At 71.7% G+C, this 18,688-nt stretch carries 22 protein-coding genes; 10 read left to right on the top strand and 12 right to left on the bottom strand.

The window, feature by feature from the left end:
- Positions 1 to 132 precede the first annotated feature (132 nt).
- The 5 genes from ACSMX9_RS18470 to ACSMX9_RS18450 are packed head-to-tail and all read right to left on the bottom strand — an operon-like array spanning position 133 to position 3,743.
- A complete protein-coding gene (locus tag ACSMX9_RS18470) occupies positions 133 to 810 on the bottom strand; it encodes an HAD family hydrolase (protein WP_445395288.1) in 678 nt (225 codons plus the stop codon).
- A complete protein-coding gene (locus ACSMX9_RS18465; RefSeq protein ID WP_445395286.1) occupies positions 807 to 1,352 on the bottom strand; it encodes an orotate phosphoribosyltransferase in 546 nt (181 codons plus the stop codon). Before ACSMX9_RS18465 ends, ACSMX9_RS18470 begins: the two co-directional genes overlap by 4 nt.
- A complete protein-coding gene (locus ACSMX9_RS18460; protein WP_445395284.1) occupies positions 1,349 to 1,963 on the bottom strand; it encodes an SLOG cluster 4 domain-containing protein in 615 nt (204 codons plus the stop codon). Before ACSMX9_RS18460 ends, ACSMX9_RS18465 begins: the two co-directional genes overlap by 4 nt.
- Complete coding sequence (locus tag ACSMX9_RS18455; protein WP_445395282.1) at positions 1,960 to 2,856, bottom strand: nucleotidyltransferase domain-containing protein; 897 nt, start codon at positions 2,854 to 2,856, stop codon at positions 1,960 to 1,962. The genes ACSMX9_RS18460 and ACSMX9_RS18455 overlap by 4 nt, the downstream gene beginning before the upstream one ends.
- Before the next feature lie 50 nt (positions 2,857 to 2,906).
- Entirely contained in the window at positions 2,907 to 3,743 is an 837-nt protein-coding gene (locus tag ACSMX9_RS18450; protein ID WP_445395281.1) for an aspartyl/asparaginyl beta-hydroxylase domain-containing protein, read from the bottom strand.
- A 345-nt stretch (positions 3,744 to 4,088) separates the two neighbouring features.
- Between ACSMX9_RS18450 and ACSMX9_RS18445 the strand changes: the two genes are divergently transcribed.
- Together ACSMX9_RS18445 and ACSMX9_RS18440 are read left to right on the top strand one after the other, a co-directional pair.
- Entirely contained in the window at positions 4,089 to 5,666 is a 1,578-nt protein-coding gene (locus ACSMX9_RS18445) for a tetratricopeptide repeat protein (protein WP_445395279.1), read from the top strand.
- Positions 5,667 to 5,684: 18 nt separating this feature from the next.
- The gene (locus ACSMX9_RS18440; protein WP_445395277.1) at positions 5,685 to 6,035 is read left to right on the top strand and encodes an ASCH domain-containing protein; all 351 of its coding nucleotides are present in this window, start codon (positions 5,685 to 5,687) and stop codon (positions 6,033 to 6,035) included.
- Positions 6,036 to 6,154: 119 nt separating this feature from the next.
- On the opposite strand, the gene ACSMX9_RS18435 is transcribed toward ACSMX9_RS18440, so the two are convergent.
- Positions 6,155 to 7,165: a serine hydrolase domain-containing protein gene (locus tag ACSMX9_RS18435; protein WP_445395275.1), complete on the bottom strand. Its 1,011-nt coding sequence runs from the start codon at positions 7,163 to 7,165 to the stop codon at positions 6,155 to 6,157.
- A 210-nt stretch (positions 7,166 to 7,375) separates the two neighbouring features.
- Positions 7,376 to 9,631 (bottom strand): MMPL family transporter, encoded by a 2,256-nt coding sequence (locus ACSMX9_RS18430; RefSeq protein WP_445395273.1) that lies wholly within the window; start codon positions 9,629 to 9,631, stop codon positions 7,376 to 7,378.
- Between the two features lie 236 nt (positions 9,632 to 9,867).
- Between ACSMX9_RS18430 and ACSMX9_RS18425 the strand changes: the two genes are divergently transcribed.
- The 4 genes from ACSMX9_RS18425 to ACSMX9_RS18410 all read left to right on the top strand — a co-directional run bounded on the left by ACSMX9_RS18425 (position 9,868) and on the right by ACSMX9_RS18410 (position 13,039).
- Positions 9,868 to 11,058 carry a sensor histidine kinase gene (locus tag ACSMX9_RS18425; protein WP_445395271.1) on the top strand — a complete coding sequence of 397 codons (1,191 nt, stop codon included), beginning with the start codon at positions 9,868 to 9,870 and terminating at the stop codon, positions 11,056 to 11,058.
- Entirely contained in the window at positions 11,055 to 11,789 is a 735-nt protein-coding gene (locus ACSMX9_RS18420) for a response regulator (RefSeq protein WP_445395269.1), read from the top strand. Before ACSMX9_RS18425 ends, ACSMX9_RS18420 begins: the two co-directional genes overlap by 4 nt.
- 306 nt (positions 11,790 to 12,095) lie before the next feature.
- Positions 12,096 to 12,329: a LuxR C-terminal-related transcriptional regulator gene (locus ACSMX9_RS18415; protein WP_445395267.1), complete on the top strand. Its 234-nt coding sequence runs from the start codon at positions 12,096 to 12,098 to the stop codon at positions 12,327 to 12,329.
- 245 nt (positions 12,330 to 12,574) lie between these two features.
- Positions 12,575 to 13,039: a hypothetical protein gene (locus ACSMX9_RS18410; protein WP_445395265.1), complete on the top strand. Its 465-nt coding sequence runs from the start codon at positions 12,575 to 12,577 to the stop codon at positions 13,037 to 13,039.
- A 374-nt stretch (positions 13,040 to 13,413) separates the two neighbouring features.
- Here the strand turns inward: ACSMX9_RS18410 and ACSMX9_RS18405 are convergent, their stop codons facing one another.
- From ACSMX9_RS18405 to ACSMX9_RS18385, 5 genes are all read right to left on the bottom strand, one after another.
- Positions 13,414 to 14,229, bottom strand: coding sequence for an aminoglycoside phosphotransferase (locus ACSMX9_RS18405; RefSeq protein ID WP_445395263.1), 816 nt, complete (start codon positions 14,227 to 14,229; stop codon positions 13,414 to 13,416).
- A gap of 68 nt (positions 14,230 to 14,297) precedes the next feature.
- Positions 14,298 to 14,465, bottom strand: a complete 168-nt coding sequence (locus ACSMX9_RS18400; RefSeq protein ID WP_445395261.1) for a hypothetical protein — start codon at positions 14,463 to 14,465, stop codon at positions 14,298 to 14,300.
- 94 nt (positions 14,466 to 14,559) lie between these two features.
- Complete coding sequence (locus ACSMX9_RS18395; protein WP_445395259.1) at positions 14,560 to 15,210, bottom strand: hypothetical protein; 651 nt, start codon at positions 15,208 to 15,210, stop codon at positions 14,560 to 14,562.
- Positions 15,211 to 15,310: 100 nt separating this feature from the next.
- Positions 15,311 to 15,511: a hypothetical protein gene (locus ACSMX9_RS18390; RefSeq protein WP_445395257.1), complete on the bottom strand. Its 201-nt coding sequence runs from the start codon at positions 15,509 to 15,511 to the stop codon at positions 15,311 to 15,313.
- Entirely contained in the window at positions 15,508 to 15,723 is a 216-nt protein-coding gene (locus tag ACSMX9_RS18385; RefSeq protein ID WP_445395255.1) for a hypothetical protein, read from the bottom strand. The genes ACSMX9_RS18390 and ACSMX9_RS18385 overlap by 4 nt, the downstream gene beginning before the upstream one ends.
- Positions 15,724 to 16,031: 308 nt before the next feature.
- Here ACSMX9_RS18385 and ACSMX9_RS18380 point away from each other — a divergent pair, with 308 nt between their 5' ends.
- The 4 genes from ACSMX9_RS18380 to ACSMX9_RS18365 all read left to right on the top strand — a co-directional run bounded on the left by ACSMX9_RS18380 (position 16,032) and on the right by ACSMX9_RS18365 (position 18,677).
- Positions 16,032 to 16,874 carry a helix-turn-helix domain-containing protein gene (locus tag ACSMX9_RS18380; RefSeq protein WP_445395253.1) on the top strand — a complete coding sequence of 281 codons (843 nt, stop codon included), beginning with the start codon at positions 16,032 to 16,034 and terminating at the stop codon, positions 16,872 to 16,874.
- Entirely contained in the window at positions 16,858 to 17,064 is a 207-nt protein-coding gene (locus ACSMX9_RS18375; RefSeq protein WP_445395251.1) for a DUF397 domain-containing protein, read from the top strand. The genes ACSMX9_RS18380 and ACSMX9_RS18375 overlap by 17 nt, the downstream gene beginning before the upstream one ends.
- Positions 17,065 to 17,205: 141 nt before the next feature.
- Positions 17,206 to 18,390, top strand: a complete 1,185-nt coding sequence (locus ACSMX9_RS18370; RefSeq protein ID WP_445395250.1) for a helix-turn-helix domain-containing protein — start codon at positions 17,206 to 17,208, stop codon at positions 18,388 to 18,390.
- Positions 18,391 to 18,470: 80 nt separating this feature from the next.
- Positions 18,471 to 18,677: a DUF397 domain-containing protein gene (locus tag ACSMX9_RS18365; RefSeq protein WP_445395248.1), complete on the top strand. Its 207-nt coding sequence runs from the start codon at positions 18,471 to 18,473 to the stop codon at positions 18,675 to 18,677.
- The last annotated feature ends 11 nt before the right edge of the window (positions 18,678 to 18,688 follow it).

The following is an 18,688-nucleotide window of genomic DNA, read 5'->3' as shown; positions in this document are numbered from 1 at the left end:
TAGCTCGCGCCCCCATGGGCCGCACCTTGACTCCAGATCCGTTGATCACATCGGTGGTGCAGCAGACCACCAGAGGCGCTGTCCTGACATCTGCTGCTCCAACGACTGTAGCGGGTCGGGAGTCAAGATCGCTCAGCGTGTGCGTGCCGTCGCCGTGAGCCCGGTCCTCGGGCAGGACGTGAAGTCCAGCAGGCCGGGCCCGATCCGGATCGGATCGTCCAGGACCGCAGCGGCCCCGGCCGCCTTGAGGGCGGCGGGTCCGGCATAGCCCCACGCGGCCCCGAGCGGGGTGATGCCTGCGGCGCGGGCGGCGGCGATGTCCCCGACCGTGTCACCGAGGAACGCCGTCTCGAACGGGTCGGCACCGAGCTTGCCCAGGGCGAGCAGGAGCCCGTCCGGGGCGGGTTTGGCCTCGGCGTCTTCCCGGCAGACGGTCACGTCCAGCAGTGCCAGGACGGCCCGGGGCAGCAGCCAGGGCAGCCGGGTGCGGGTCTGCAGGGTGACCAGGCCCGTCGCGATCCCGGCGCCCTTGATCGCCGTCAGCCCTTCCAGCACCCCGGGGAACAGGGTGGTACCGGTGGCGGTGGCCAGGGCCGGGTCCCACCAGAGCGCGCAGAGCTCGTCCGCCTCGGCGACGCCGAGTCCGGTCAGGACCTCCACTCGCGGGCTGGTGAGTGCGTCCGGTGGCAGGTCGACGGCGGTGACGCGGCGTCCGAGGGCGACGGTAGCGATCCCGGCGAGGGTGGCCAGCATCGTGTGGCGGCTGTCCAGCAGGACCCCGTCCATGTCGAACAGCACCGCCCCCGTCACGACGCCGCCCCCTTGGCGATGGGCAGGTCGGCCTCGGTCAGCAGCGAATGGAGGGCGACACCGTGCTCGTCCAGCAGCAGTCGTCCGCCGAGCGGACGTTCCAGTACGCACAGCGCGTGGGTGACCGGAGCTCCGGCGACCCGCAGTATGCGGGTCATGGCCAGCAGTTGGCCGCCGGAGCGGACCGCGTCGTCGACTAGGACGACCCGCCGCCCGGTGACGTCGGCGCCCTCGATCTGCCGCTTGGAGCCGTAGCGCTTGGGCAGCCGCCTGAGGAACGCGGCCGGGAGCCCGGTCACGGCCGACAGGGCGATGACCAGAGGGACGCCGCCGAGCTCGATGCCGGCCAGTACCTCGGCGCCCTCGGGGACGATGGCTGCCATCGCGTCGGCGACGTCGTGCAGCAACTGCGGGTGGGCGGCCATGCGGTACTCATCGAAGTACGCGTCCAGTACCTGTCCGTCGGCCAGAGTGAACGCGTCGGCGACGCAGGCCGTCTCGGCTACCCGGGCCGCCAGGGTGGCGGTGGTGGTGGCGGTCATGCTCCGGCCTCCTTCTCGGCTGTCAAGGTGTGGAGCTGGGTGGCGAACGCGGCCGCCGACGCGATCGGGCTGATGAAGCCAAGCGGCCGGGTGAGCGTCTCGAACAGCCACTTCTCGCGCCGCAGGAAGGCCAGCAGTTTCAGCGCGGTGGGACCGGTGATCCAGACGGGAACGGATCGGATGTTGCTCGCGTAGTAGAGGGCGGCGGTCAGCTCGTGCAGGGTGCCGACCCCGCCGCCCATCGCGACCACCAGGTCCGCCGAGTCGAGGTAGTGGTTGAGGCGGGCGCCGATGTCGGGCAGGTGAACCTCGTCGGTGACGTACGGGTTGAAGTCGCCCCACTGGGTGTGCTTGGCGGCGAGGGTGACGGCGGTGACCGTGCCGCCCTCGGCCGCGGCCCCTTGGGCGGCGGCTGCCATCAGCCCGTTGTAGCCGCCGTGCAGCAGCGCGAACCCGGCCCCGGCCAGGGCCATGCCGACCTCTTCGGCGAGGCGTTCCTCGCCCGGGGAGGCGGGGACCACGCCGCCGAAGAACGCCGCCGTCTTCTGCCGGCCCTGGGCCTCGTCCCGGCCGGTGGCCGGCACGGGGAGGCGGCTGGCCTGGGGCTTCACGCCAGCTCCAGGTAGGTGCGGTAGGCGGTCAGGGCGTCCGCCAGGCCGTCCAGGGCGTTCGGGCAGGCCCGTGTCGTCAGCGCGATCACCCGGTCCAGGGCGTCGTTGACGTCGGCGGCGTCCGGGACGGCCGGGGAGGTGATCGCGGCGTCCAGGTCGGCCAGGCAGGCCCGGCCGATCGGGGTGAGCGCGAGCTCCTCCCGCAGCTGGTACCAGCCCCAGAACCTGGAGGTCGGCGCGAGCGCGGTCTTGATCAGGTCCTTCGTCGCGGTGTGCAGCTGGTGCCACTCGGCATAGGCGACGAACCGCTGCACGCGCTGGATGCGCTTGTGCAGCAGCACCGCCAGAACCAGATGCTCGATCAGCAGCTCGGTGCACGAACTCGGCCGGCCCACCTGCTCGGCGAGGCAGGCACGAGCCTGCTCGATCTGGGAGGTGGTGATCCTTTCCGGCGGGCGCTGAAGCAGCATCTTGCCGCCGACCTTGCGCCGCAGGGCGGTGATCCGGGAGGCGGGCGCGATGTAGAGGTCGACCTGCTGGAGCTTGCCCTCGTGCTGGACGAGGAAGACGAACCCGATGCCGCCGAGGTCCGCGACGATGGTGTCGCGCCAGCCGGGTAGCAGGGCCCCGGCCGCGACCGTCATCAGGTCGTTCAGGGCCGAGGTGAAGGCGGGCAGGTCGCGGTCGTGGACGCCGACGACGAAGTCGACGTCCGAGAGGCGGTCGGCGGTGCCGGAAGCGAGCGAGCCGCGTACCAGCAGGTGGGTGACGGCGGGGGAGGCCGACAGGAGGCCGGCGATGCGGGTCAGCAGCGGCAGCTGGGCGGGCCGGTTGGCCTCGGTGAGTTCGGCCAGGTGCAGTTCGGCCGGGGCCAGGGACAGTGCGGTGGGCATGAGCGGGAGTCCTTCCGGGCTGGTGGTGGCGCGGACAGGTGCGGGCGGCGTCACGGGACGAGGGCGAGGAGCTTGGACTTCGCGGCCGTCCAGCGGCGGTTGGCCTCGGCGTCGCCGAGCGCGGTGTGCAGGCCGGCGATCAGGTCGTAGGCGGTGCCCTCGGGGAGGGCGTAGGAGTAGAACAGCCGCAGCAGCAGTTGTTCGGCGGCCTCCACGTACCCGAGGTCGGCCAGGCGCCGGGCGGCGGCGATCCGCTCGGCCAGCTCCGCTTCCGACGCGGACGGCAGACGCTCTGCCTTGGTCGGCTCGTCCGCGTTCCGGGCGAGGCGGGTGTAGGCGTCATCGGCGTAGACGTCGGCGATCAGGTGGATCCGGTCCGGGCCGAGCAGGTTGCAGACCCCGTGCGCGTAGGTCGGGGTCAGCCGCCAGATCCGACCACCGTCCATGTGGACCTTGGTGCCGCCGGTGACCAGGAACGCGGAGGAGTTGGTGTGCAGTGCGATGTGCAGGCGGTGGCGTTCGACCTGGTCGAGCTCGTCGTAGTCGCGGTGCTCCCACAGAAAGGCGTTCGGCTCCAGCCTGGCGAGCCGCACCCACATGTAGTTCAGGCCCAGTTCGGCCAGCAGGCCGGCGGTGGCGGGCATGTGCTCCAGCAGGGCGGTGGGGCGGGCGGCGCCGTCGGCGATCCTGACGTCGGCGGCGTCGCCGGAGGCGTTCATCAGCGACGTGGTCCACCAGCCGCCGGACTGGAAGTCGCCGTACTCGGCCTTCCAGGGCGCCGGGGCGGTCAGGGCCTCGTGCCGCATTCGCTCGATCAGCGAACCGTCCAGACGGTCGAGCTGGACGATCTGCCCGGCCAGGGCTGCGGCCGGTTGTGCGTCTTCCATGGAATCCCTCTCGGTCTTTCGCCCGGGCCGGGGCCTGGGGCATGTGGACGGGGTGGAGGGCGCGGCGCGTCCGGTCGGATGCCCCTGACGCAACCGCCGAAGGGGAGCCGGCCTATGTCGAAGGGTCCGTCGGCCGGACGCGGCGCCGGGATTCAGAGTGATCTGCCCGCGTCGTCGCAGGTAGTGCGAGGTAACCGCCCCCCGTGGGCGGTACGGCCGCACCCTGCGGGCGGCGAACCCGCCTTCGCCAGGTGGTTTGATCCCCTGCCGGGTCAGGCAAGCAACCGTTGGCCAGCACCGGCGGCGCAACCGGCGCCCGCATCGTGCTCGCGGGGGAGGCGACCAGTGAGATCCCAGGCGAAGCCGCAGACCCAAGTGGTCCACGACATCTCGTGCGGCAAAGCCTTACGTGAACGGGCCCTGGGCGAGGCCGGCTCCCCCGACCCGGTGCCGCAGGTCCTCATCGCGCGGATCGCGGCCCAGATCGAGGACCACTGCGGCCACCGCCGACTCAAGTGCCGCCGCCTCGCGGTGGGGTGGACCGTCGTCCAGGCCGTCGCCGCCGCCCACCAGTTCGTCGAGGACGAGAACCTGGCCAAGGTGGGACTGTCCGAACGGTCCTGGAAGGACTGGGAGGCCGGCGGCCTGCCCAGCCCCGACTACCAGGACCTGCTGTGCCGCCTGCTGGCCACCAACCCCGTCGAGCTGGGCTTCGCCCGCGACTACTCCCCCGCCCCTGCCCAGGACGATGCCGATCCGCTTGGGAACGGGGACGGCCCGGATGGAACACTTCTCCAAGGGACAGCGGTCGGCGCAGGTGCCGGTCCGCAGGCCGGCACGGAGGTGGGGGCAACGAAGCGTCGCGACGCGGTCAAGCTCGCCGGACTGGCCGTGGCCTCCCCCGCCGCCGCAGCCCAGATCCTGCAACAGGCCGCGGCCGAGGCCATGGAGTTCACCCGGCAGGCCGAGGCGACCTCGCTCGGCTCGGGAACCCTGGACCACCTCGACCTCGCGGTCACCGAGTTCAACCGGGCGTACTCGCTCAAGCCGCCCCGGGCCGTCTTCGACGCGGTGATGGACTACCGGCGCAAGGTCGATGCCCTCCTCAAAGGCCGGCACACCCACCGTCAGAAACGCGAACTGCTGGGGTTCGCAGGCTGGCTGTCCGAGCTCCTGGCCTGGCTCGCACACGACCTCGGCGACGCCCGTACCGGCCTGGCGTTCGCGACCGACGCCTTCGTCCACGGCCAGCAGGCCGGACACGGCCAGCTGTGCGCGTGGGCCATGGACGCCTCCGCTTCCATCAACCTGTACGAGCAACGGCCCGGCAAGGCCCGCGACGCCGCCCTCAAGGGCCTCGTCGAGGCCCCGGCCACCCATCCGCTGACCGTACGCCTGCACGCCCAGGCCGCCCGCGCGGCCGCCGCCGACGGCGATGCGGACGGCTTCACCACCGCCTACCGAGCAGCCCAGGACGCCCACCGGCTCCTGCCGCCCCGCTCGCCCCGCCGCTTCGGCATGGACGTGCTACCGCTGGCCGACTACGCCCTCACCTCCTACCCGGCGACCTCGTTCATCTGGCTCGGCCAGGCCGAGGAAGCCCGCCGACACGCCGAACAGGCCCTGGCAACCTACGAGGCAGCCCCTGCGGCGTCGAGGTCCCCAAGCCGGGAGGCCATCGCCCGCATCGACATGGCCCTCGCCCATGCTCTCCTCGGCGACCCCGACGACGCCGTCGCCCTCGGCCACCAGGCCCTCGGCTCCGCCCGCGTCGTCGACTCCGTACGCCACCGGGCTGGCGACCTCACCTCGTACCTCACCCGCCGCTATCCCGGCCAGGCAGCAGTCGAGGGCCTGTGCGAACGGCTGGCCGCCACCGACGCAACCGCCCGTACGGGCCTGCCCACAACCACCGGAGCCTGAGCCCGAAGGAGACGAGAAGTGACCGGCGACCAACAGAGGGCCAAGCACTCCCTCAGCATCCGCAAGCCGTACTTCGACCTGATCGCGTCCGGCGCGAAGACCATCGAGGTCCGCGTCGGATACCCGAAAATCCGAAAGATGGCCGCCGGGGACACCCTGACCATCGCCTGTGCACACGAGACGCTGACCACCCGCATCTCGGCCGTCCGGGAGTACGACTCGTTCGCCGCCATGCTGGACGCCGAAGAGCCCGCCGCGATCGGCGGTCCGGGCATGACCCATGACCAACTCGTCGCTGCGATCCGTGACATCTACCCGCCGGAGAAGGAGGCCCTCGGTGCCTTCGCCCTCCACCTCACCCTCGTGTAGACCAGCAGCGGAGACGTGCGTCCCTCTTTTGCCCCGGGAGGGGGCGTAGGGGCGGTGTACCGCGTCGGCTGCTCAGGGCGGCATGCCACGTAACGTCCGCGGCCGCGCGGCCGAAGGGGTCAGCGGCACAAGGCCCGGTCCACGAGCGCTCCGGCCCGCGCGATCGTGGCGCCGTCCGGGATGGTGGTGAGCGTGACGTTCACCGCGCGGCCGTCCGCGGTGACGCCGCCGTAGGTGCTGAAGCCGGGGATGCCGCCGCCGTGGCCCCAGGAGCTGCCGCCGCAGCTCAGCACGGTGCTCAGGACGCCCAGGCCGTAGCGGGCCCCCTCGGCGTCGGTGGGGACCGTCGTGCGCATCTCGGCGAGCTGGGCCGGAGCGAGGAGGCGGCCGGAGAACAGTGCGCGGTAGAAGCGGTTGAGCTCGCTGTTGGTGGAGACCATGGCGCCCGCCGCCCAGCCCCAGGAGGGGTCCATCTCGGTGAAGTCCCGCCAGGGGCCGTCCTCGGCGAGCTTCTGGTAGCCGTGCGGGTGCTTGCCCCGGAGCGACATGTCGCCGGGCGCCGGGAGGTAGGTGCGGCGCAGCCCGATGCGGTCGGTGATCCGCTTCTCGATCTCCTCGCCCAGCGGACGTCCCGTCACCTTCTGCACGAGCAGTCCGGCGACGACGTAGTTGGTGTTGCTGTACGACCACGTGGCCCCAGGCGCGAACTCGGCCGGGCGGGCGAGGGCGCGGTCGACGAGTTCGCGGGGCTCGTAGTAGCGGCGCGGATCGGTGAGCGCCGCCTGCTTGTCCAGGTACTCGGGGAGTCCGCTGGTGTGCTGGAGGAGCTGACGGACCGTGATCCTCCGGCCGTCGACGCCCTCACCGCGCAGCAGCCCGGGGAGGTACGCGTCCACCGGCTCGTCGAGGCCGACCCGGCCCTCGCCGACCAGTTGCAGCACGACCGTCGCCGTGAACGCCTTCGTGTTGCTGCCGATCCGGATCGAGCCGTCGCGGGGCACCTTGGCACCGGTGGCCAGGTCGCCGACGCCCGCGGTGTGGTGCCGTACCGTGCCGTCGGCCCGCACGGTCCCGGCCAGCGCGCCGGGCGCGCCGCCGCCGCGGACCAGGGCGTCCAGCTCCCGCTGCACGGGGTCGGGGGTACGGGCGGGACTCGCCGCGAAGGCCGCGGGGGTGGTGGTGACAGGCCCGCGGTGAGGGCGGCGAGCACGGTCAGCGCGGCCGCTCGGAATGCGGTGCGGGGGGATGCGGACATGGGTTGCTCCCTTGAGTCGGGTCGGGCCGGGCCTGTGGTCGGTTCGGCCCCGGCCGGTGGCGGGTGGGGCTGGGCCGGGAGGGGATCAGCCGGTGGTCGTGGCGGATTCCGCACGGTGGTCGGCCGCGCCGGGCACCGGTGCGACGTGCTCCGGGTGCCCGCCGTGGCCGCGACGCCCGCCGGGGCGCACCGGCCACCAGATGCCGCGGCCGAGCAGCGCTGCCGCCGCCGGGACCAGCACGATCGACAGGACGAACGCGGACAGCAGGATCCCCAGCCCCGTCGCGAAGCCGATCTGCTGGGTGGAGGCGTTCGAGCCGATGGCGAGGCTGCCGAAGGACGCGGCGAGGACGACGCCCGCGGTGGCGATGGCCGGTGCGGTGTGGCGTACGGCCCGGGCGACGGCGGCGCGGGCCGTGCGCGGGCCCTCCATCTCCTCGCGGATGCGGTCGCCGATCAGGATGTTGTAGTCGGTGCCGATCGCGACGACGAAGAGGAAGAGCACCAGCGGCAGGACGAAGTTGACGCCGGGCTCGTCGAGCGCGTGCTGGAAGACGAGGGTCGCGGAGCCGAGCGTGGCGGCGAAGCACAGGCCCACGGAGAGCAGCAGCACGACCGGGGCGAGCAGGCTGCGCAGCAGCACCAGCAGGATCAGCGCGATCAGGCCGGCCGCCACCGGGAAGACGGTCTTCAGGTCCTTGTCGACGGCGCTGGAGATGTCCGCGAAGACCGCCGCCGTGCCGCCGACATGGGCCCGGAGGCCCTTCGGGGTGTGGGCCGCGACGGTGTCGCGCACCGGCCCCGAGACCAGGTCGCGGGCGGCTTGCGTCTGGGAGTCGGCCGTCAGGTAGAGGTCGATGCGGGCGGCGTCGCGCTGCGCGTTGAGGACCGGGGCGCCGACCTTGCCGACGCCTTCGACGCGGGCCAGCTCCCGGGAGAGTCCGCCCAGGGCCGTGGTGGGGACGCGGTCGCCTTCGGCGGCGGTGACGTAGACGGTGGCCGGGTCGGACACGCCGGCCGGGAGGGCGCGGGCGATCTCGGCGGCGGTGGTGGCGGACCGGGTCTCGTGCGGGGTGCCGCCCTGGCCGAAGTCCATGCGGATGCCGATCGCGCCCACGGCGAGCGCCCCGAGCAGGGCGACGGAGGCGAGGAGCGAGGTCAGCGGGGCACGGGCGACCAGGTCGCCGGTCCGCCCGGCGAGCCCGGGGCGCGGGGCGCGCTTCAGGGCGCGGGAGGGCCAGAACATCCGGCGGCCGGTGACCGCGAGCAGGGCCGGCATCAGCGTGAGGCTGGCCAGGAGCATCACGAGCACGGCCACGGCCACCGCGGGCCCCAGCACCCGGAACCCTCCGTAGGTCGCGATGCCCAGGGTGGCGAAGGCGGCCACGATGGTGAGCGCGGCGGAGGTGACGGCGGTGCCGACGCGGGAGCCGACCTCGGCGGCGACGGCGCGCGGGGGCGCGTCGGGGCGTTCCCGCAGCAGTTCGCGGAAGCGGAAGAGCAGGAACAGGAAGTAGTCGACGCCGATGCCGATGAGGACGACGCCGATCATGCTGGGCGTGGAGGCGTCCAGCTTGATGCCGGTGAGCAGGGCGCCGACGACGATGACGCCGGTCGCCGCGCCCCCCACGATCACGACCGCGAGCAGCGGGATGAACGCGGCGCACGGGCTGCGGAACACCAGCACGTTCACCAGCACGATCAGGCCCAGCATCAGCAGGCCGACGACGCGCTGGGTGGTCTCCTCGGCGTCTCGGGTGTCGACCTGGTCGGCGAGACCGCCGGTGAACCCGGTCCGCAGGTCCACGTCGGCGAAGGCGTCCTCGGCCTGCTCGCGGAAGGCCCGGAACAGGTTGTGCATGCCGGTGTCGACGGTGTTGCCCTCAAGGCGTACCGACAGCAGGGCGAAGGTGCCGTCCGGGGCGGTCATGCCCACGCTGACCTCGGGCGTCTGCGAGTAGTCCGTGGCCAGGAACGGGATCTGGTCGTCGGCGGTCGTCGCGGTGTCCTGCGGGTCCGGCATGACCACCCGACGGCTGCCGAGTTCCTTCGCGACGGAGACCACGTGCTTCCGGTCGGGTCCCGTCAACGGCTTCCCGTCGGGCCTGCCGACCAGGACGGTGAGGGCGCTGGCGTCGGAGGCCACGCCGAACCTCTCCTCGGCGACCCGGAGGGCGGCGGCCGAGTCGTAGTCCTTCGGCAGGAAGTCGCCGCTGGACGCCTGCGAGGCGCGGGGCATCAGCGCTCCGGCGGCCACGGCGAAGAGGATGCCGATCACCGACCACAGGGCGATGACCTTCCAGGGATGGCGGGTGGAGAACCCGGTCAGGGCACGGATCACGGCTTGCCTCCGGCAGCGGGAAGGGGTGGGGTCGCCGGGGCTTTCCGGCCTGCCTCCAGCACATCAGCGCGAACGCGCCGGATCCTCCGAGCCGGGAACGAGATGGCGGCCGGGAGCACGGTGCCGCGAGGCCCCCGACCAGGACCCTGCTCCCGGGTCGGGATCGTCCTCGGGCCCCACGCCCCGGGCCGGAGCCCGGGGAGAATGGACGTCGAGGCGGCTGAGGAAGGAACACGATGCCCACGACCCGCACCGCGCCCGCCGCACGGCGCGACCGAGCGCCCCGCGGCGACGCCCTGCCCTGGACCCGCGACGACGCCCTCGTCGCGGTCGGCGCGGCGGCCCTCGACCTGATCGGCTTCACCCTCACCAGTCAGGACGTCCAGGGCTTCGTCCCGGTGGCCGGCTGCCTGCTGATGACGGCGTCCGCGCTGACGCTCCTCGCCCGGCGACGGGCCCCGCTGCTCACCCTCACCGCCGTCCTGGCCGTCGGGCTCGCCGTCCATCTGAGCTGGCCGGTGGGCCAGGGCTTCAACGCCGCCGTGGTCGTCGCCCTCTACTCGGTCGTCCGCGCCCGGGGGCCCGCCGTCTACGTGCCGGCGGCGCTGGTGAGCGTGGCCCTGCCGCTGGCCGTGCGGGAGCCCTGGTCCCAGGGTTCCGTCCTGAAGCTCGCGGGGAACTGCGCGGCCGTGCTGTTCGTGGTCGTCGCCGCACTGGTGATGAACCGCTGGCAGCAGGAGATCGAGGCGCACCGCAGGCTGCTCGCCGAGCGGGCCCTGGCCGACGAACGCCGCCGCATCGCCCGCGAGATGCACGACATCGTCGCCCACCACGTCACCACGATGCAGCTGATGGCGGGCGGCGCCCGCGCCAACCTCGACCGGAACCCGGAGGTCGCGCGGGACGCCCTCGTCACCCTGGAGGGCCTGGGGCGCACGGCGCTGCACGAGTTGCGGCAGCTCCTCGACGTGCTGCGGGCCACCGACGACGCCCGGGAGGAGTCGACCGCGCCGCAGCCCGGCATCGCCGACCTGGAGCGGATCGTCGCCGAGTCGTGCGCGGCGGGCCTGCCCACGGAGTTCGAGGTGCGGGGAGAGCCCCGGCCGCTGCCGGCCGGCATGCAGCTGACGGTGTTCCGCGTCGTGCAGGAGGCGCTGACCAACACCCGCAAGTACGCGGGGAGCGGCGCCCGCGCGCGGGTGAGCCTCACCTACGGGGAGCACGGGACGACGGTGGACGTCCTGGACGACGGGGAGGGGACGGCCGGCGGTCTCGGGTCCGCGCCCGGCTCCGGCTACGGCCTGATCGGCATGCGCGAACGCGTCGCGCTGCACGGCGGGTCCCTGGAGGCGGGCCGGCGGGAGGGACCGGGCTACCGGGTCACGGCCCGGCTGCCGCTGTCGGAGGAAGCGGGAGCACTGCGGTGAGCGGGACGACGGACGGTACGAACGGGGCGGACGCGGGGGCCGCGGCGGAGCCCGTCCGCGTGCTCGTCGTCGACGACCAACTCCTGGTCCGTCGGGGCCTGGTGCTCATGCTCGGACCCGAACCCACCGTCGAGGTCGTCGGCGAGGCGGCCGACGGCGCCCAGGCCGTGGAACTCGCGCGGCGGCTACGGCCCGACGTCACGGTCATGGACATCCGCATGCCGGTCCTGGACGGCATCGCCGCGACGGAACGGCTCACCCGGGAGGTGCCGGACTGCCGGGTGCTGGCGCTGAGCACCTTCGACATGGACGAGCACGTGGTCGCCGCGCTGCGCGCGGGCGCCTGCGGCTTCCTGCCCAAGGACGTCTCGCCCGAGGAGCTCGTCACGGCGCTGCGCGTGGTCCACACCGGCGAGGCGGTGGTCGCCCCGCGCCTGCTGACCCGTCTCATCTCCTCGTACGTGACGGCCCCGCAACGCCCGACGCGGCCCGCCGCCGGGGCCGACCCCTCGGGCGTCCTGAACGAACTGACGCCGCGCGAACGGGAGGTGTGGCGGCTGATCGCCATCGGCCTGGACAACACCGGCATCGCCGCGGAGATGGCCGTCAGCCCGTCGACGGTGAAGAACCACATCACCGCGCTCTTCGCGAAGCTCCGGGTCCGCGACCGGGCCCAAGCGGTGATCGCCGCGTACGAGGCGGGCCTGGTCAGGGCGGGCGAGCGGGACTGACGAGGGCAGCCGCACCGGGTCGCACCGCGCAGGAGCGTCCCCGGGCGGATCGCCCGGCCGGAACGCCGACCCGCGGGGGCGAGCCGCGGCGAGCGAGCCGTCGGCCGTGCCGACCGCCGTCCGCGCGGGGGCCGATCCCCCGGAAGACGGTCGTTGTCGACCACCGGGATGCACACTGGCGCAATTACGCCAGCTAGACCGCCCCTTTACTGACCTTTGAGGAAAAATATGAGCCTGCCGAGAGGGGGTCGGGCTTCTTACAGTGGAGGAGATCGTTGACCACCGATCGCCTTACGGGGAGCACCGATGACCGACATACCGGACGCCACCGAGACCGAGATCCGCATTCTCCGCCTGCTGCACGCGGGCCTCGACGACGCGGCCGTGGCCCGTCGCCTGTGCGTGGGACACCGCACCGTCCAGCGCCGGGTGCACAACCTGATGAAGCGTTGGGAGGTGAACGGTCGGGTGGCCCTGGGGGCACGCGCCCAGGAGTTGGGCGTCTACACGCACAGTGACCCGCACGAGCTGACCGTGTGAACGGCCCGGGCGGTCCCGACCGCGGGGGAACGCGGCCCGTGACCGCCCGGGGAGCACCACGCACCACCGCCCGCAACGGCACCGGAGGGCGCAGGACAGTGGGAGCGCACGGGGAGCGCGGCCGGCAGGGGACACGGCCCGCGCTCCCCGTGGTGCTCCGCACCTTCGGCCCGGTGGGGAACCACAGGTCAAGAGGGGGGATTACCCCAGTGTGCCGCCGGCACCCGCTGCCTAGGCTTGTCGTCATGGAAGCCCGCGATGCCGACTTCAAGAAGGAACTCGACGCCACCCTCCAGGCCCGCAAGGACCTGGGCGAGGAGTACGAGTCCGCCTTCGTGGACTCGTTCCTGGAAAAGATCGAACAGCGCGTCGACACCGCGGTCGACCGCCGGGTCCGACGCCAACTCGCCGAGCACCAGATGGTCGTCGCCCGCGGGAGCAGCCCGGATCGCTCCGCCGAACGCTGGGGGGAGCGCTTCGGCTTCGCCATGATCAGCATGATCCTGGCCATCCCCCTGTCGGCGATAGGCGCCGTCAACGGCGGCAAGTTCGGCCTGGCCGTCACCTGGTTGGGCATCGTCGGCGTCAATGCCGTGCATTCGTCCGGTCCCTGGTCCCTGCGCGCCCTGTGGTCGCGGTGGACCGGCCGCGAGGAGCAGGGGCACGGGCCCGGGGACGGCAGGAGACGCACCTCCGACTGGGCCGCATAGCCACCCGCAGGCCACGGGGACAGCGGTGCGCGGGGACCGCCGGCCCCCGGTGGCACCGGAGGACGGGACGACGGCGGCCCCCGCGGGCACACGGGGCCGGTTCAGGGGCCGGACCCTGCGTGCATGGCGTTCCCACCGGTTCCGTGAGCCGCTCGTCACCTCCCCGGCAGGGCGCCGTTCGCTGTCGGACCGGGACGGGGAGCCGCGCCCGCCCCCGCCGACACCTCCACTGTGCGGGAGGGCTGTTAACTCCGTGCTGCGCCCGTGTGACGTACGGGTGCCGATCGGACGAAGCCAGCCGTCCCCGCCCGCCCCGCGTGCGCGGGGCACCGGGAGCGGCGGTGAGGCCGGCTCCAGCACGTGCCCCCACCACGTCACTTCTCGACGAGCTTCTGCCGGTATGCGGACCAGTCCCGTGATGCCCGCACGAGTCGAGAAGTCCACGCATCGGGTTGCGCTCCCCCGATCTCCCTCCACATCCGTGCGTTGGCCGAGGCGAAGGCATTCAGGGCCGTCGGCGTGGCCGCCTCCCAAGACGGGATGCGCCGCGCCCACCCCTCCGCCTGCTCCACCGTGTGCTTCCCCGCAGCCAGCAGCCACATCACCCAGTATCCGGCGTCGAGCCAGGGCGCCCCCCTCGTGGCCCACGCCCAATCCACCAGGTAGGCGTGCCCGTCCTGAACGAGTACGTTCTCATTGTTCAGATCCGTGTGAAGGAGGGAGTCGCCCTCGAACAATTCCAGCTGCGATCGATCGCTCACATAGTTGCCGAGCCTTTGCCCTGCTTCGCGCAATTCGATCGAGGGAAGCTCGACCTCACCCAGGCGGGTCAGAAGATCCGCCACGCACAACAAGTCCTGAGACCCCGGGCGGTAATCCGCATGGTGACCGGAAACGAAATCGAAACCGAGAACGTCCCAGCCGTCCACTTCCTCCCGCCAGAGGAGTTCGGGGGAGATCCCCTTGAGGAAGGGGTTCACCTCGGCCTCGCGTCGCTGCGTCCAGACCCTCTCGTGATCGGATCGAATACCCTTCACATGCACGTCGCCTGCCTCGCAGCGTAGACGAACGGCAAGCTGGCTGTTGAGCCCCGAAGACACCGGGTCGGCACGGTGAATCCGGCCCGTGTGGAAGGCGATGGCCGCCCGGACGCGTGGGGGCAACTCTTCGAAGGTGGTGCGAGGCGCCATGAAGCCACTCTCTCACTCAACGCGGTGTGGGCCCCACCGAGGCGAGGCCCACACGAAGAGCACTCTGATCAGTTGTACGGGTTGTCGTCACCGCAACCGGGAACGATGTCCTCTGTCAGAGAGGCCACGTCGTCCACCAGAACCAGGGAGCCCGCCCGCTCCTCGCTCGCCGGGGCGGCGAGAGCCAACTCGATGGGGGAGGGGTGGAAGGGGTCATGATTCCTCCTTGAATCCATGCTGGCAGTAGTTACTGAGCGGCGCTTCGGCACGACCCCGTCCAGCACCAGGAGGAGCGCATTCCAGCCGTGGCGAGGGGTCGCCGGGAACGCGTCAGCGGCTTGCCAGGGATTCCCGGTCCGCCCGCTCGATCTCCTCCTCGGCGATCGTGGCCAGGCGCTTGGTGCAGTCGGCGCAGGCATACATGGGGGTGTCGCCCCGGGGGACGCGGACGGGACCGATCCAGGTCACGGGAAGATCCACGCCCCCGCAGTACAGCCAGCACCGACCCGGCGCCCACCCCTCGCCCGGCGCACCGGCCGCCGCTGGGCCTCCCAGCGCCGGCCGGTCCGGTGGCGGGGTGTCCGAGGCCGGGCGGGCGGTGCGGAGCCTGGTCGTGCTGAGCCAGCGGGCGAGCGATTCGTACTCGGGGTCCCGGAGTTCCCACGAGTGGTGGTGGTCGTGCTCCCAGTACAGGGTGCACGCCTCGTCCCGGGCCGGCCGGGCCGCCTCGCACCAGGGCAGCGACTCCAGCCGGGACCCCGCCCCGTCCGGGGACCAGCGCACCCACAGTGCGTGCGAGGGCCGGTGGTCCCAGTCCCACACGTGGTCGGCGTGCTCGCCCTCGTGCCACAGGCCCAACTCGCAGCGCAGCTTGCGGGGAATCCGCGCCAGGTCGGAGGTGCTGACCCTCCCCTGACCCGCGAGTATCGCCAAGAACACGTCACGGTGGGGTACTTCGGCGGCAGCGGTGCACTTGCGCATGTCGTGTGTCCTTCACTGTGGTGGAACGCCCCGCCCGGGCGCGTGCGCGCGGGGACGGGGCTCGAACACCCGGCGGAGCCGGGTCTCTGGGGCGTGCGGGTCAGGGTGCGGAGGCGAGCCGCAGACAAGTCGGGCAGTTGACCCGGCGCAACCACTCCCAGGTCTCGTCGCCGTCCTTCCCGGCGCCGCACATCGGCCAGGCATACGGTGTGCGGTCGGGCTCGCGCCGCATCTCCAGCACGTGGACGGTCAGCACGTCCTCCCCCACGGTCACGGCCCGCGTGCCGGACGCCGCCCTCACCGGTACACACCCCATCGAGCCCGCCGGTTCTCCTCCTCCACGATGGGCCGGATGCGCTCCATGGTGGGGCTGTGCGACCGGTCGTCGGGCCCCGCGTACGGAACGGGATCGGACGGCGTGGTCGACTCCGGTTCGGCCGGACCCGCTTCGGCCGAACCCTTCTTGCGGACCATCCGGCGGAGTTGTTGCAGCGCCGCTCTCGTCTTGCTCAACACTTCGTTGTGTCCTCATTCCTGAGCCGCCTGGCACCCGCGCTGAGCGACCGGCCCGAACCTTCCGAACAGTGCACGCGCACGACTGGTCGGCGCACTGCGGAGCACAGGTGGTCTGGAGGTGCTCCGCACTGAAGTTCGCCCGCTACGAGCGGCGTTCACCATTCCGCTCCTGGGCCTCTCACTCGGGCACCGGGTACCTCACACAGGGGACGTTCTCCCTGAGCACACATATGGTCACGCTGAGTCCCCTACGATTTCCAGCATTTGATGTCTCGAAAACCGATGTGGGACAAGAGGAGGTCCAGATGCCGCAGCCGTCGGCCCAGTTGACTCCCGAGCGCAGCGCCCGACACCTGTTCGGCGCCAAGCTCCGCTGGTTCCGCCAGTCGAAGGGATGGAGCCTTGAGGCGCTGGCGAGCCGGGTCAGAGTGAGCCGGGCCCATCTCGCGAGGATCGAGAAGGCGGAGTACATGCCGCCACCCGAACTACCGGCAGAACTGGACCAACTCTTCAACGCGGACGGGATCTTCACCCAGCTGTACGCCCTGTGCAAGCGGGAGGCCCACCCCGATCAGTTCCGGCGGCGGATGGAGTTGGAGGCGCTGGCCACGATCATCCGGGAGTACACATCACAGATCGTCCCCGGGCTGCTCCAGACCGAGGCGTATGCACGTGCGTTGTTCCGCACGAACACCCCGAAGGCCGCGGACGAGCGGATCGATGAACTGTGGGCACTGCGGCTGGGCCGCCAGGCCCTCCTGTCGGGATCACCGCCGCCCGACTACTCGGTCATCTTGGACGAGGCTGTCTTGCTGCGGGCATACGGCGGACCGGCGGTCATGAGGGAGCAGTTGGGCAAGCTCCTGGAGCTCAGTCTCACTCCGACCTCGTTCATCCAGGTACTGCCGTTCTCCCATGGTGGCCACGCCCTCGCAGGGGGCTCCCTTTCTCTCTTGACACTGGATTCGGGGCAGCAAGTAGCCTATGAAGAGAGCATCAGTTCGGGGACACTGCTGGAAGAGAGGGCCGAGGTGACGGAGAAGGTCCGCGCCTACGACCTGCTCAGCGCTTCCGCTCTGTCCCCCGTCGAGTCTGCGGCTCTCATCCGCGCCGCAATGGAGGCACTACCTGATGAGCACCACCCCTGACCTCACCCACGCCCGCTGGACCGCATCAAGCTACAGCGGCAACGGAGGGGCGCACTGTCTCATCGTGGCTCCCGACATCGCCACCGCGACCGGCACCGTCCCCGTCCGGGACAGCAAGAGCCCCGCCGCCGGCACCCTCCTCGTCCCCCACGCTCAGTGGGCCCGCTTCGTCCGGCACATCACCGCCTGAACCACCCGGAACCACCTCGGAGCCCCGGTCACCGACCGGGGCTCTCGCGTGTGCTCACCCGCCAACCGTCGTGCCACCACCGGCAGGAAGCCGAGACGGTAGCGAGGAATCACCCGCCGGGGAACGTGGAACCGTAGAGGTATGGAGAGTGCCCCCGCACCCGGCGAGAACATCGCCGTCCTCCGCAAAGCACGTGGCCTCGCACAGGCCAAGCTGGCTCGGGCGGCTGGAATCTCGGTTTCCTACCTCAGCAAGATCGAGGTCGGCACGCGGCCGGTGACGCCTCCCGTCGTCGCCGCCCTGGCCAAGGCCATGCGTGTGCCCACTCAACGCATCTACGGACAGCCGTTCCTCGGCCCGTCCGAGCAGGCCGACCTCCTCAACGACCTGCGGAGCGCCGTGCGGAGGTACACGCTTCCGCGGGAGGACGTTCCCGCCCCGGAGCAGTTGGCAGCTGACGTGGCCAGAGCCATGCAACTGCGGGCGGAAACGAACTACCTGGAACTCCTCGGAATGCTCCCGAAGCTGTTGGGCCAGGCCACCGCCACCGCCTTGTCCGCCGCTTCCGGTGAGGCAGGCGCCTGGACCCAGGTCGTGGACGTCTACGGATGCGCCTACGCGGCGGCGCACCGGTTGGCGCAACCGGACCTCGCGGACATGATCGTCTCCCGTCAGACTTGGGCCGCCCGTCAGACGTGGAACCCGGAGGCCGAAGTCGCCGCGGCCTGGAACGAGGCCGGCACCTACCAGTCGGCCGGACAGTACGAGGACGGCCTGGCCATCGTGGAGAGGGCCGTCATCCAGTACGAGAGGGCATCGGACCGGACACCGGCACGGTCGTCGGTCTATCTGGGATCGCTACACCTCCGAGGGGTCGTCCTGGCCTCCCGGGAGAAGGACGAGCAGGCCACCGCCGCGCACCTCCGGAAGGCCAAGCTGCACGCCGAGGGCATCCCGCACGACGTGTTGCGGCACAACCTGACCTTCGGCCAGGAGAACACGGCCCTGTACGAACTGGCCGCACACATCGAGTTGGGGAAGCCGAACAAGGCGGCCGAGATGGCCGACCCCTTGCTCAAACGACCACCCACGACGCTGACCCCGAACCGTCTGGGCCGCATGTACATCGACATGGCTCGGGCCCGGCTCGACACGAGGAACTACTCCGGCACCGAGGAGGCTCTCGAAAGGGCCTTCCGGATCGCACCGCAGATGACCGAGGTGCACCCCATGGCCCGCGAGGTCGTGCGGGTGCTCTTCGTCCTCCACCAGAGGGCACGCCCGAAGCTGATGGAGATGGCCAAGAGAACCGGCCTCACCCTATGAGCCGTACCCCTCCCGCTTCCCGGGAACGGCCCCAACAGCTGTCATCCACGTTGGGCTTTCGGATAGAGAGGCACTTCCTGATGAGCACCACCCCTAACCTCGCCCACGCACGTTGGGTCGCATCGAGCTACAGCGGAAACGGAGGGGGGCACTGCCTCATCGTGGCCCCCGACGTCGCCACCGCGACCGGCACCGTCCCCCTCCGGGACAGCAAGAGCCCCGCCGCCGGCACCCTCCTCGTCCCCCACGCCGAGTGGGCCCGCTTCGTCCGGCACATCACCGCCTGAGCACGCCCCGC

The sequence above is a fragment of the Streptomyces sp. LE64 genome (assembly GCF_052606915.1).
Note: the sequence above shows the minus strand (reverse complement) of the source record. Positions and strands in the feature narration are given on the sequence as shown.

Excerpts from the sequence above, each read along its gene's own strand:
- ACSMX9_RS18450 (WP_445395281.1), bottom strand. The coding sequence starts at position 3,743 with ATGGAAGACGCACAACCGGCCGCAGCCCTGGCCGGGCAGATCGTCCAG.
- ACSMX9_RS18370 (WP_445395250.1), top strand. The coding sequence starts at position 17,206 with ATGGAGAGTGCCCCCGCACCCGGCGAGAACATCGCCGTCCTCCGCAAA.
- ACSMX9_RS18375 (WP_445395251.1), top strand. The coding sequence starts at position 16,858 with ATGAGCACCACCCCTGACCTCACCCACGCCCGCTGGACCGCATCAAGC.
- ACSMX9_RS18395 (WP_445395259.1), bottom strand. The coding sequence starts at position 15,210 with ATGCGCAAGTGCACCGCTGCCGCCGAAGTACCCCACCGTGACGTGTTC.
- ACSMX9_RS18415 (WP_445395267.1), top strand. The coding sequence starts at position 12,096 with ATGACCGACATACCGGACGCCACCGAGACCGAGATCCGCATTCTCCGC.
- ACSMX9_RS18410 (WP_445395265.1), top strand. The coding sequence starts at position 12,575 with ATGGAAGCCCGCGATGCCGACTTCAAGAAGGAACTCGACGCCACCCTC.
- ACSMX9_RS18465 (WP_445395286.1), bottom strand. The coding sequence starts at position 1,352 with ATGACCGCCACCACCACCGCCACCCTGGCGGCCCGGGTAGCCGAGACG.
- ACSMX9_RS18365 (WP_445395248.1), top strand. The coding sequence starts at position 18,471 with ATGAGCACCACCCCTAACCTCGCCCACGCACGTTGGGTCGCATCGAGC.
- ACSMX9_RS18425 (WP_445395271.1), top strand. The coding sequence starts at position 9,868 with ATGCCCACGACCCGCACCGCGCCCGCCGCACGGCGCGACCGAGCGCCC.
- ACSMX9_RS18455 (WP_445395282.1), bottom strand. The coding sequence starts at position 2,856 with ATGCCCACCGCACTGTCCCTGGCCCCGGCCGAACTGCACCTGGCCGAA.
- ACSMX9_RS18405 (WP_445395263.1), bottom strand. The coding sequence starts at position 14,229 with ATGGCGCCTCGCACCACCTTCGAAGAGTTGCCCCCACGCGTCCGGGCG.
- ACSMX9_RS18400 (WP_445395261.1), bottom strand. The coding sequence starts at position 14,465 with ATGGATTCAAGGAGGAATCATGACCCCTTCCACCCCTCCCCCATCGAG.
- ACSMX9_RS18380 (WP_445395253.1), top strand. The coding sequence starts at position 16,032 with ATGCCGCAGCCGTCGGCCCAGTTGACTCCCGAGCGCAGCGCCCGACAC.